Origin of the sequence: Pelotomaculum sp. PtaB.Bin117 (assembly GCF_002067195.1) — a bacterium.
Classification (GTDB): domain Bacteria; phylum Bacillota; class Desulfotomaculia; order Desulfotomaculales; family Pelotomaculaceae; genus Pelotomaculum_D; species Pelotomaculum_D terephthalicicum.
In genome coordinates this window covers 1-12,039 of record NZ_MVQM01000109.1, presented here as the reverse complement: position 1 = coordinate 12,039, position 12,039 = coordinate 1, and the positions used below count along the sequence as shown (strand labels likewise).

General features: G+C 46.8%; 11 protein-coding genes and 1 pseudogene. 9 read left to right on the top strand and 3 right to left on the bottom strand.

Annotated elements, in window-relative coordinates; all coding sequences use genetic code 11:
• Window position 1 precedes the first annotated feature (1 nt).
• The 7 genes from ftsE to A4E54_RS07295 all read left to right on the top strand — a co-directional run bounded on the left by ftsE (window position 2) and on the right by A4E54_RS07295 (window position 6,397).
• Window positions 2–688, top strand: coding sequence for a cell division ATP-binding protein FtsE (gene ftsE / locus A4E54_RS07325; RefSeq protein WP_240084512.1), 687 nt, complete (start codon window positions 2–4; stop codon window positions 686–688).
• Window positions 678–1,565 carry a permease-like cell division protein FtsX gene (gene ftsX / locus A4E54_RS07320; RefSeq protein ID WP_240084513.1) on the top strand — a complete coding sequence of 296 codons (888 nt, stop codon included), beginning with the start codon at window positions 678–680 and terminating at the stop codon, window positions 1,563–1,565. The genes ftsE and ftsX overlap by 11 nt, the downstream gene beginning before the upstream one ends.
• 34 nt (window positions 1,566–1,599) lie before the next feature.
• A complete protein-coding gene (locus tag A4E54_RS07315; protein ID WP_286725328.1) occupies window positions 1,600–2,730 on the top strand; it encodes a murein hydrolase activator EnvC family protein in 1,131 nt (376 codons plus the stop codon).
• Window positions 2,731–2,984: 254 nt separating this feature from the next.
• Window positions 2,985–4,148 (top strand): S41 family peptidase, encoded by a 1,164-nt coding sequence (locus A4E54_RS07310; protein ID WP_240084515.1) that lies wholly within the window; start codon window positions 2,985–2,987, stop codon window positions 4,146–4,148.
• A gap of 12 nt (window positions 4,149–4,160) precedes the next feature.
• Complete coding sequence (locus tag A4E54_RS07305; RefSeq protein WP_353681824.1) at window positions 4,161–5,420, top strand: PDZ domain-containing protein; 1,260 nt, start codon at window positions 4,161–4,163, stop codon at window positions 5,418–5,420.
• Between the two features lie 95 nt (window positions 5,421–5,515).
• Window positions 5,516–5,713: a CooT family nickel-binding protein gene (locus A4E54_RS07300; protein WP_240084516.1), complete on the top strand. Its 198-nt coding sequence runs from the start codon at window positions 5,516–5,518 to the stop codon at window positions 5,711–5,713.
• Between the two features lie 75 nt (window positions 5,714–5,788).
• Window positions 5,789–6,397 (top strand): uracil-DNA glycosylase, encoded by a 609-nt coding sequence (locus tag A4E54_RS07295; RefSeq protein ID WP_240084517.1) that lies wholly within the window; start codon window positions 5,789–5,791, stop codon window positions 6,395–6,397.
• On the opposite strand, the gene A4E54_RS07290 is transcribed toward A4E54_RS07295, so the two are convergent.
• Entirely contained in the window at window positions 6,363–6,671 is a 309-nt protein-coding gene (locus tag A4E54_RS07290; RefSeq protein ID WP_240084518.1) for a hypothetical protein, read from the bottom strand. The genes A4E54_RS07295 and A4E54_RS07290 overlap by 35 nt on opposite strands.
• Before the next feature lie 136 nt (window positions 6,672–6,807).
• On the opposite strand from A4E54_RS07290, the gene A4E54_RS07285 reads away from it, so the two are divergent.
• Together A4E54_RS07285 and A4E54_RS07280 are read left to right on the top strand one after the other, a co-directional pair.
• Entirely contained in the window at window positions 6,808–8,280 is a 1,473-nt protein-coding gene (locus tag A4E54_RS07285; protein WP_240084519.1) for a substrate-binding domain-containing protein, read from the top strand.
• A 99-nt stretch (window positions 8,281–8,379) separates the two neighbouring features.
• Entirely contained in the window at window positions 8,380–9,618 is a 1,239-nt protein-coding gene (locus A4E54_RS07280; RefSeq protein WP_286725326.1) for an LL-diaminopimelate aminotransferase, read from the top strand.
• A 256-nt stretch (window positions 9,619–9,874) separates the two neighbouring features.
• On the opposite strand, the gene A4E54_RS07275 is transcribed toward A4E54_RS07280, so the two are convergent.
• Both A4E54_RS07275 and A4E54_RS07270 read right to left on the bottom strand, forming a co-directional pair.
• Complete coding sequence (locus tag A4E54_RS07275) at window positions 9,875–11,161, bottom strand: MBOAT family O-acyltransferase (protein ID WP_353681823.1); 1,287 nt, start codon at window positions 11,159–11,161, stop codon at window positions 9,875–9,877.
• A gap of 180 nt (window positions 11,162–11,341) precedes the next feature.
• A pseudogene (locus A4E54_RS07270) lies at window positions 11,342–12,039 on the bottom strand (hypothetical protein); the annotation flags it as partial.

Sequence of the window (12,039 nt, the reverse complement as noted above, 5' to 3'; positions counted from 1 at the left end):
TTTGATTAATTTTTATAACGTTACCAAAATCTATCCCGGCGATATTAAAGCTTTGACTGATGTCACCCTCCAAATTCATAAAGGTGAATTTGTCTTTTTGGTAGGCCCGAGCGGCGCCGGAAAGTCAACATTAACAAAGTTAATCTACCGGGAAGAGCTGCCGAATCGCGGTCAGGTGATTTTTAACGGAAAAAACGTCGTCCGCATGCGCCAACGGGAAATCCCGTATCTGAGACGGAAAATCGGCATGGTTTTTCAGGATTTTCGCTTGCTGCCGCAAAAAACCGTGTTTGAAAATATAGCCTTTGCCATGGAAGTTGTCGGAGCGTCCGGCCGGGAAATAAAGAAAATGGTGCCTAATGTTCTCAATATGGTCGGCCTCGCCAATAAGGCCGGCGTGTTTCCCGACCACCTTTCCGGCGGCGAGCAGCAACGGGTAAGTGTCGCCCGCGCTATCGTGAATAACCCGGTATTAATTATCGCTGATGAGCCGACCGGCAATCTGGACCCCGACACTTCCCGGGAACTGATGAAATTGTTCTCGGATATAAACCGCAGGGGCACTACCATTATTATGTCCACTCACGCCTGGGATATTGTGGATACTATGAAAAAACGCGTAGTGGAGTTGGACGGCGGGCGGATTGTGCGGGACGAGAAGGAAGGAACATATCGCTATGAGGCTTAGCACCATCCGGTATTATTTTCGCGAGGCTATCCAATCAATTTTACGCAACAGTTGGCTTTCCGCGGCCTCGGTGGGAGTAGTCGCCGTATCCTTGCTGATCCTGGGCAGTTCCCTGCTATTGGTGGTAAATGCCGGCAAAGTGGCCGACAACCTGGAATCAAATATTGAAATCAGCCTTTTTTTGAAGGATCAGACTACGACCGTCCAGGTAAAGCAAATTGAAGACAAGCTTAAAGCAATGCCGGAAATAGCCCGGTTTGAATATGTTACCAAACAGCAAGCGCTGGAAGAGTGGCAAGCAAAACTTGAGGATAACAAGGATTTGCTGGAAGGCCTGGAAGAAAAAAATCCATTGCCGGATGCCTTCCGGATCAAGACGCATACGGTTGAACAAGTGGCGCCGCTGGCCCAGCAATTGGAGAGTCTGGCCCAAGTCGATCAGGTTCGTTACGGCCAGGGAACGGTCGAGAAACTGATGGCTTTCAGCCGCTGGGTGCGCACCGCCGGACTGGTGTTAATGATTTTATTGGGGATTGCGGCTGTTTTTTTAATAGCCACCACTATACGCCTTTCTGTTTTTGCCAGGCGCCGGGAGATCGGCATTATGAAGTTTCTCGGAGCGACAAACTGGTTTGTGCGCGTTCCATTCTTGCTGGAAGGAATATTCCTGGGGCTGACCGGCTCGTTAATTGCAGTGCTCGTTATTTACTATGGGTACTTTACTCTAATCGGCAATATTCAATTTTCACTGGCTTTTATGCAACTAGTCAGCGACCGTAATTTAATTATGCTGTTGATGGAAGGGCTGCTGCTTCTGGGACTGTTCATCGGAGCGACCGGCAGTGTTATTTCCATGCGCAAGTTCTTAAAAGCGTAATTGGTATTTTGGTTAACCCGGAGGTTTGAATAAGATGAAATTCGGTTTTTTGAAGAAAAAAATACTGATTAGTGCGGCGGGTTTGGTTTTTCTGACGGGAGCCATCGGGGCGGCTTATGGTGATGAGCTTGAACAGCAGCTGAACAATACCAGGGTGCAGTTAAACCAGAAGCAAAACCAGGCCGATCAGGCCAGGGGTGTGGTCAAAGACTACTCCCGGCAGGTTTCCGTGCTTAACAATTCAATAAGTGAGAAGACTCTCCAGCTGAGCGACCTGGAAAAAAACCTCGGACAGGCTAAAGCAAGCTTGCGCAAGACTGAGGCGGAACTAGCGGAAGCTGAAGCAAGACTTAACGACAGCACTGACATGTTGAATAAAAGAGTGCGCAACATGTATGAGATAGGCAATGTCAGCTACCTGGAAGTTCTTTTTGAGTCGCAGGATTTCAACGACTTTGTGAACCGTTACGAGCTCTTGAAAAGGGTGGTGCAGCAGGACATTTCCATTATTAATCAGGTCAAAGCCGACCGCCGGCAAATCAGCAACCGGAAGGCAGATTTGGAAGTACAGCAGGAACGGCTGGTAGCCATGATTTCTGAGCAAGAAGCCGCCCGTCAGGAGCTGCAGGCTAAGCAGAATGAAAGAAATGCCTTGCTGAAAGAGGCCAGCGCCAACCTGTGGGATCTTGAATCGGAAGCTGCCCGCCTGGAGGCTCAGGAGCAGGAGATTTTACGCCAAATCGCCAAGCGGCGTTCGCAATCGCAGCCGCGTGCCACCGGGGCGTTCACCTGGCCGGTGCCGGGTTATACGAATATTTCCTCCCCGTTCGGCATGCGTACGCACCCCATTTTGGGCGCCAGCAGAATGCACAACGGGATTGATATTCCGGCGCCCACCGGTACGACTGTGGTTGCAGCCCAGGCCGGTGTGGTAATAGATGTGAGTTATATGAGCGGTTACGGCAATGTCGTCATGATCGACCACGGCGGCGGCCTGACCACTCTTTATGCACACCTGTCCGCGCAGTTGGTGGGTTACGGGGAGGATGTGGCCAAAGGCCAGGCCGTCGGCAGAGTGGGAAGCACCGGCCTGTCAACCGGTCCGCACCTGGATTTTTCGGTGAGAGTGAACGGTGAGCCGGTCAATCCGTTAAATTACTTGTAAGGGCTTTCCGGTAGGCGGTTTTCTTCAGTGGTTATAGTAACGCTAAATTAAAGCTTTCAAGCGTTTATGTTCATCAGGGGCTGAATTTGTTCGGTAACAGTTGCAATGATATACTATAAAGGGGCAGATTTTTGATTCTGCCCTTTATATATTAAATTATTTCGCAGGCACAGAGGATTTGAGTCTAACTGACACAGGATTGTAGTATAATAACGTATGTGAGATAGGACAAGATCGGCAGGTGTTTTTGTAAATTGAATCATTATATCTTCGAGGATAATTCCAGGAGCGGCAGATGGCGTTATTTTCTGGCAGTGTTTGTTTTTGCTGTGTTTCTGGTGGTGGGTGGGCTCCTGGCCAGTAATTACAAGAATATCGGCAACCTGGTTAAAGTCGTCTCCCTGGTGCGGACGCAGTATCTGTATCCGGTAAACTCCACCCAGTTGGTGGATGGGGCGATTAAAGGCCTGGTTAGTTCTTTAAGTGACCCGTATTCGGTTTACCTTGATCCAAAAACATTTTCTCATCTTCAGGAGCAGATTAGGGGTTCCTTTGGCGGTTTGGGCATTCTGGTGGGTGTAAAAGAACAATATCTCACGGTAGTGCGCGCCTATCAAGGAACGCCGGCGGCCAGAGAGGGGATTAAGGAAGGCGATGTGATCGCCAGGATTGACGACCGTGACGCGAAAGGCATTGATCTGGACACGGCGATTAATTTAATGCGTGGGCCGGTCGGCTCAAAAGTCAACCTTACCGTCAACAGGGAAGGAGCGCCGGAGCAGCTGCAATTCACCATAACCAGGGAGGAAATCAGCGTTCCCACCGTCGAGGGGCGGTTATTGGAGGACACCGGCATCGAGCATATTGTAATTAGCCAATTCACAGAACGTACCGCTGATGAAATCAAGGAAGTGCTTGAAAAAGCGAAGACAGAAAAGATCAAGGGAATTATTTTGGACCTCCGGGATAACCCGGGTGGCGAACTTATCTCGGCGGTGGATGTGGCGAAGAATTTTATTCCGAAAGGGCCTATTGTATATATAGACTACCGGGTAGGTCACGAGCAGGTTTTTGAATCGGAAGGAACAACAATCCAGTTGCCGCTGGCAGTGTTAATCAACGAGGGGAGCGCAAGCGCCGCTGAAATCCTGGCCGGAGCGGTAAAAGACACCGGCGCGGGAGTTCTGGTAGGGACCAAAACTTTTGGCAAAGGGATAGTGCAAACGGTATTTCGATTGGACGGCGGCGCCGGATTAAAGCTCACTACCGCCCGGTACCTGACGCCGGCAAAAAATGATATCCACGAAAAAGGTGTGGAGCCTGATATCCTGGTACAGTCTCAAGAAGATCGTCTCCCTGACGTTCAGCTGGATAAAGCGGTAGAAATTATAAAAGAGAAGATCGCGATTGCCGGGTAGAGAACATTCGAGGTGAAGCGTTTGTTTCCCTTTACGGAGATTATCCCCTTAGTCCTGAAGTCCTTTCTGCTGGCGTTTCTGAACCCGCAATTCTGGCCGGTGTTTTTGTTGATAGTGGGTTTAATCGCTTTGCAGTACCGGCGGATGGGGAGGTTGAGGGAATACTTTTTTCATCAGAAGTCCGGCAGGGTCTGGGCTGATGTGATTATGGCGGCTGGTTTTGGGCTGCTGGGCGGTTTGGCGGGAAGCTGCCTGATAGTTTTTATCGGTCTGGCTCTTTCCGGTGCGGATTTGATTTATCTTTGGCCGGCGGCCATCTTGTTGATGCTGATAAACATGCGTTTTTTGTGCTTTGCTTATGCCGGCGGATTGTTGGCAATTTCCAGCTTGCTTCTTGGCTTTCCTCAGGTGAATATCCCTCAGATCATGGCTTTGGTTGCTGTCCTGCATATGGTGGAAAGTATGCTGATCCTGGTGAGCGGCCACCTGGGGGCGGCGCCTGCTTTTATTAAAGATGCCGGCGGACGGGTGGTGGGCGGCTTTACCCTGCAGCGGTTCTGGCCGATACCGCTTGTAGTGCTGGCCGTGGCGAGTGCCGGCGCGGTCCATGAGGCAGTAGAGATGCCTGACTGGTGGCCGTTGATTAAACCCAGTGTGTCAGGTGAGCTGCAAAGCCTGGCGTTTACCCTGATGCCCGTGGTAGCCGGTTTAGGCTACAGCGACGTATCGATTGCCAGGAGTCCGGTGGAAAAGAGCCGCCTTTCCGCGCTCCACCTTGGTTTTTATAGTTTAATCTTGTTGATTTTGGCTGTGCTGGCGGAAAGCAGCCGCGCGGCGGCGCTTGCCGCGGCGCTGTTCTCCCCGCTTGGGCATGAAACCATAATTTACCTCAGCAGGCGAATCGAGGTTTGCGGTGAGGCTCTGTACGTCCCGCCCGCCCGGGGAATGAGAGTGCTTGATGTTGCGCCGGACACGGCGGCCTGGCAGGCCGGTATTCGTTCCGGGGACATCATCTTGGCGGTGAACGGTCTGGAGTTGACGGGCAAGTATAATTTTTATCAAATGCAGCAAGAAGCCTTTTTGCCCTTGATGGTGGATTACTTCAGCCGCGCGGCGGGTGAAAACCGCAGGCGGCTGCTGGTGCCTGCGGGATCAGGGGACTGGGGTTTGGTGCCTGTGCCGGAAGGAAATGAGAAAAAATACGTTGAGCTTTGGACAGCAGGCCCGTTAGGGCGCTGGCTGGGGAAATTTTGGGGGAAAATTCAAAGTTGACACTACTAAAAAGGTAGAGATATAATCAGTTCAAATAGAGGTCCCATGTCGCTGCTCCGCATTAATAAATGAAAAAGGCAAGGTGGGAACAGGTTATGTGTGAGGCAAACGCGTTTCTTAGAAAGCCGGGCAAAGAAGATGAGTTGTTTCTGGAAATGGTTGACCATGTGGTGCCCTGCGATGACGGCCTGCTGTTAGAAGATATTTTCGGCAAGAGAAAAATGATCAGAGCGAAAATTGTGGAACTGGCCCTGGTGGACCACAAAATAATCCTGGAAAAAGTACCGCAATGAATTATCCACGGAACAGGCGGCCATTCCTGTTCCGTAATTTTTATTATGGCGCGGGCCCCCGGAGGTTGAAAGGGATTGAATAAAGTCATCTATGAAAACGATTTTGACCTGAGTAAGATCAACAGCCTTGAAGAATTGCAAAACATGTCCGGGGATTGTGCCAGGTGCGGCCTGCGGGGCGGGTGCTCCGGGGTGGTTTTCGGAGAAGGTAATCCGAAGGCCCGGTTAATGTTCATTGGAGAAGGTCCGGGAGCGGATGAAGACCGGCTGGGCCGTCCTTTTGTGGGCAAAGCGGGGCAGTTGCTGGACAAGATCCTGGCGGCTGTCAACCTGGAGCGGTTCAAACACGTTTATATCGCCAATATTGTTAAGTGCAGGCCCCCCGGCAACAGGGCGCCGCGCCCGGATGAGGCTGAGTCATGCCTTCCGTGGCTTTACCGCCAGATTGAACTGATTTCCCCCAGGATCATCGTCCTGTTGGGCAGCACCGCTTTGCAGAATCTGGTTGAACCTGACGCCAGGATCACTGTCATGCGCGGAAAATGGCTGGTCAGCAAAAGCGGGATCAAAATCATGCCTACTTATCACCCGGCCGCGCTCCTGAGAGACAGCAGCAAAAAACGCCCCGTATGGGAGGATTTTCAAAAAGTCAGGGATGAGTATTTGAAGATAGAGGAGGAGTAGTCACATTAGGCTTTATTGACCAGGCTACAACCCCTTCTTTTTTGGCCTGACTTAAAAGCGTCATATAATACTTTTCAGCTGTGCTTATTTTTAGAATAGCATAGTCGACAAGATCGCTTTCGATGTAGCGGAATTCCCGCAGCGCCTGCTGCCAGTCCCGCCGTGCCCTGTCAACAGCCAGCGCCAGTTCGGGTGCGTGATATTCACCAACCCGTCTCCTCGTAAATCCGGCTATTCCCTCTGCTAATAGTTCAACAACTGAATTAAAGTTCATCGAAATCACCTCATTGTATAAATATGTTTACCTGATGGAAAATAAAACCTTAACCCGGTAGTCATTTTAAAGATATTCAATATTTCATCATTCTTTTACGCATAATAATTTTAATAAAAATGCGGGGTGAAGGGTTGTGCGTCATCAGATTAAGGGTGCATATTTCCCGTTGCTTATCATCATGACAATGGTGCTGACTTTGTTAGGTGGTTGTGGCGGTCAGGGACAGGCCCAGAAGAAACCGGTCAGTAATAACGGGAGCCGGCAGGAAATAAAAATCGCGGTAAGCCTGGCTGATATGGAGAGGGATGGAAACCAAATCTTGAAAAAGACCATGTCCGGACGCCAGGGGCAGGGTGGACAGAGCAGCGGCCAAAGTGATCAGGGCGGCGGCCAGCAGGGCCAGCAAAACCAGCAGGCCAGCGAGATGGTAGTGCCGGTGCAGGCCGGCGGCGGCCAGGGCGGTCAGAACCAGCAGGTGAACATCACCTGGCTCGACGCGAAAAACGATCCAGCCAAACAAGAGAAGGACCTGGATGAACTGGCAAATCAAAAGGTCAAAGTGGTGATTCTCCAACTGGTAGACCCTGCGGCTGGTCCCAAACTGGTGCGCAAGCTGGCCCAGGCCAACATCAAAGTGATCGCCCTGGAAACGCTGCCCGCCAGTTCTCCGTTGGACGGGTATATCGCCTCAGATCACGCCAGAACCGGGGAACTGCAATCCCGCTACCTTCTCAGCGCGGCCCAAGGCCGGTCTACACCAATGAAAGCGGTGATTTTACAGGGCGATAAAAATGACCAGGCGTCCCGGGAGATTACATCATCATTGCTGGAAAATTTGAAAGATCAGGCGCTGGTGCAGGTGGTGCTGGTAAAAGACCATCCCGCCGGTGAGCCACAAGCGGCCAAAACTACTCTTGAACAAGCATTGACAACCAGCGGCGGACAGATCGATGCTGTTATAACTACCGATAGCCGTATAGCTCCGGCAGTAACAGAAATGATCAAAAGCCGGGGGTTGAGTCAGCGTGTTATTACCATCGGCGCCGGGGCCGACAGGCAGGCTTCACAAGCGCTGGCAGCGGGAGAGCATGACGCTGAAGTGGATGTCATGCCTGAGCTTATGGCCCAGTATGCTTATGACGCGGCGGTAGGAATGGCCACCACCGGGCACTGGCAGTATGATAAACAGGTTAGAAACGGCGATTTTGACGTGCCTGCCAGGATTACCCCGGTGCGCTTGATTACCGGGAATGAATCATATCTTCTCGAACAGCGCTGGGGCAAGCCGGCTGGACAGGAAGGCGGCCAAGGCGGGCAGCAGGGGCAACAGCAGCAGGGCAGCCAGAATACAGGACAATCAAGTGATCAGAAACAAAGCGGTGGCAGCGATAAAAATAAAGAAGGCGGCAGCCAGGGCAATCAGAGTGGAAGCAAGAAAACAACGCTGCGCGTTACCACCCAGGACGGAAAAACTATGGAAATGCAAATAAACGGTGAAATTAAGAAGATTGAAACTTTAGACGGTGCCGCAGACGGCCAAAGCGGAGGCGGCGCCCAAGGTCAGGCTGGGGGTAGCGCCGGCGGCCAAAGCGGCAGCGGGAGTTAAGCTGGTTATATGCTGACAATTATGTTAAAATGCAATTTAGAAGTTTGCTGAAAAACGAATGTTGTCGGTTTAAAATTGTATGAAAAAGGATGATCAGTGATGCCGGATAGTTTTGTTCAAAGTATGTTTGCTGAAAGAATCGGGGGCTCGAAGTTTGGTAAAGACACGGTGATTTACAAGTTTGAAAAAATAAAACGCGCGAAAGCAGCTGCCAGGAAAAATCATCCAGGCGTTGAAATAATCGATCTGGGAGTCGGAGAGCCTGATGAAATGGCTGATCCGGGAATTGTGGCCAAACTGGCTGAGGAGGCGGCAAAGCCTGAAAACAGGGGATATGCCGATAACGGGATCCAGGAATTTAAGGATGCGGCGGCTAGATATCTGGAGATGGCTTACGGTGTAAAGGGTTTGCATCCCGAAACGGAAATAATCCATGGCATCGGTTCAAAGCCGGTGCTGGCCATGCTGCCGGCAGCGTTTATCAACCCAGGGGATATTACCATCATGCCGGTGCCCAATTATCCGGTGCTGGGAACCTTGACCAAATGGTTTGGCGGACAGGTGGTCAATCTTCCGATAACGCCGGAGAACGGGTTTTTCCCGGATATAGATTCTCTTGACCGGGAAACAAGAAGAAAAGCCAAACTGTTATACCTGAATTATCCCAACAATCCTACGGGAGCATGTGCAACCAGGGAATTCTTTGCGAAGGTTATTGAATTTGCCGGGGAGAACAATATTATAGTTGTTCATGACGCCGCTTACGCCGGTTTGATGTTTGACGGCGAGAAGCCTTTAGCTTTCCTGTCGGTCGAAGGCGCTAAAGATGTGGGAGTAGAACTGTTTTCCTTGTCCAAAGCGTACAATATGACCGGCTGGAGACTAGCGGCCGTGGCAGGTAATGAACTGATTATCAAAGGATTTGCCACTGTGAAGGATAACAATGATTCCGGCCAGTTTATCGCTATCCAAAAAGCCGGGATTTATGCTCTGGCGCATCCGGAGATCACGGAAAAAATCAGCGAAAAGTATTCAAGAAGGCATAATATGCTCGTATCAGTCTTAAGCGAGGTTGGATTTGGCGCCAGAAAACCAAAAGGCTCATTCTACCTTTATGTTAAAGCCCCGAAAGGAATCAAGGGCGGCAGGCGGTTTGAAAACGCCGAGGACTTTTCCCAGTACCTGATCACAGAAAAACTTATTTCAACTGTCCCGTGGGATGACGCAGGCAGTTATGTGCGCTTTTCGGTAACTTTTGTGGCGAACGGTATTGAGGAGGAAAAAAAAGTGATAGATGAGATAAGAAAAAGGTTGTCTGATGTGAAGTTCGAGTTTTAAAAGAAATATGTATGGAACCGCAAAAATTACTAAAACCCCACTTCTAAAAGGCAGTAAGTGGGGTTGATTTATTTATTTCTATGATAAATTGAAGTTGAAAGGCTGGTGGATTATTGGCTACATTTCTGTTTGGTCACTGGCCACGACCGGACCGGCATGGTTACAAATATTATTGGTGAAATTAATGAATGAATTAGGACTGAGAGATTATGCTCTTTCGTAGTAAACATTAAATATGTTTTGCCGGCAGGCGAAGTTAAAATTGGAAATAAATAAAGGTATTCTGTTCTGTTTTAATGAAAAGAATTAAAACGAGCAAGATTATTGTATAGATTGCCGCTCGTAAATACTCCGGCACATATTTATCCCAGAAAAATACTAAGCTCTTTCTATGAATTGTTAAAAAATATTCTGCCAGGTGAAGCAAATATAATAAGGCAATAAATAAGAAATAAGTCAGATAAACCGGGTTGTAATCTAAGTGTGATAATTTTATCATTTTACAAACCAATGCAAATGCTTCATTAATATTATTAGCCCTGAAAAATACCCATCCGATAGTAGTTAATTGAAAAAATAAAATAACAGAAAATATCTTGTAAAATAAACCTTTGGTATAACTCGGGTGCAGATTTTTTGTTAATACAGTATAGATTTTATGGCCGGTTATTAGCAAGCCATGGTATAACCCCCAGATAACAAATGTCCAGGAGGCCCCGTGCCAGATACCTGAAACGGTCATTGCGGCTATAATAAATAAGCATTGGGAAAAAAGCCCTTTTCGGGAGCCTCCCAATGGAATGTAAACGTAATCCTTTATCCATTTTGAGAGGGTGATATGCCATCGTTTCCAAAATTCTGTAGCGTTGGCGCTGATATATGGAGTCCTAAAATTAACGTCAAGTTTTAGGCCAAAAAGCCGGCCAATTCCTACTGCCATATCACTATAAGCTGAAAAATCAAAGTATAGTTGAAAAGCAAACAGATAAGCGGCGAACCATCCTTCTAAAGAATTCAAATTAGCTGTTTGACTAAAATAGAAATCGACTTTTGGAGCGAGGGTATCTGCAAAAATAGTTTTTTTAATTAACCCCAAAACAATGTAATAAAAACCATATTTCATATTTTCAATTTGAAAACTTTTGTATTCAATTTTTTCAATTTGTGGTAGATAAACCTTGCCGCGCATTATTGGTCCGGCAATCAGATGACCAAAGAAAGAAACAAAAACCCAAAAAGTAAGTATGCTCCTGCAGGGCTCAATTTTTTTCTTTGAAACATCGACTAAATACGCAACTAGCTGAAAAGTATAAAATGATATTCCAATTGGCAAGATTAAGTGAGAAAGTAGTATATTTCCTTGAAGTAAATTAAGGTGTAATATGTGGTTTATATTTGTTAAAATAAAACCAATATACTTAAAAAAAATTAAATTAGATAATGCTATTAAAATACCTGTCCATAAATATATCTTTTTATAACGGGAGTCAAATATCATTCTTAAGGCACAAAAATAAACAATTGCTGATACTACTATAAACAAAAGAAGATATTCTACTCCTGATACTATATAGAATAAAATATCAGACAAGCTAAGAAGATAAATTCTTATTTTGGGCGGGAAAAAATAAAAAATTATTAAAGTTGCAATTAGCAGTAAAGCAAAATCCAGACTGTGAAATAGCATTTAAACTGTTACTCACCCCATGTCTAAGAACATATTTCAGTTGATTTTCCATGTGTTGATTGTTTTGTATAGTGATTTGGATAGATAATAATATCCTTCAGGTATTAAATGAATATGGTCAGAAAATAATTTATTATCAATTTTTCCATAAAAATTCAAATAATCAACAGGTTTGTCTTTGAAATAATTATCTATTCTTTGTAAGTTCTCTTGATAACCAGATTTATTTATATCATCATATAATAACTCATCATTAACTGCCGCGAGAAAAATTAACGTGTTTTTACCTTTCTGCAGCTCAATTATTTTGTTTAAAAAATATATTTGAGGATTGTTTCCATCCATTTCGAACATATTATCAGCATAATCTCTTCGGTATTCAGGCTGTTTCAATAATTCCGGAAGGAAGTCTTTGGCATACCAAGGTTGCACCGATTTTGTTTCCACAGGTATTTTGCCTCTTATTTGATTTATTTTTTCTGCGAAGTATAACTGCAAAAGATCTTTATACATAAAAATACTGATGTTTTCATATAAAAATATATTGATACTTGTCTTAATATTTTTAAAAACATTAAATCCTTTTTCCTCATTATTGGAACTTGCCGGTAGATTGCTTTCGATTTTCTGGTAAGAATCTATATCGATACTTTTTAGTTGTTGCTGAAGCCAGTAAACAGCAGGGGGATCAGGATCGCGCTTTACAAAGCCGGCGTAAACAATATTAATAATAA

Bases quoted from the DNA above. Each gene is read 5' to 3' on its own strand.
- ftsX (WP_240084513.1), top strand. From the start codon at position 678: ATGAGGCTTAGCACCATCCGGTATTATTTTCGCGAGGCTATCCAATCA.
- A4E54_RS07315 (WP_286725328.1), top strand. From the start codon at position 1,600: ATGAAATTCGGTTTTTTGAAGAAAAAAATACTGATTAGTGCGGCGGGT.
- A4E54_RS07300 (WP_240084516.1), top strand. From the start codon at position 5,516: ATGTGTGAGGCAAACGCGTTTCTTAGAAAGCCGGGCAAAGAAGATGAG.
- A4E54_RS07290 (WP_240084518.1), bottom strand. From the start codon at position 6,671: ATGAACTTTAATTCAGTTGTTGAACTATTAGCAGAGGGAATAGCCGGA.
- A4E54_RS07280 (WP_286725326.1), top strand. From the start codon at position 8,380: ATGCCGGATAGTTTTGTTCAAAGTATGTTTGCTGAAAGAATCGGGGGC.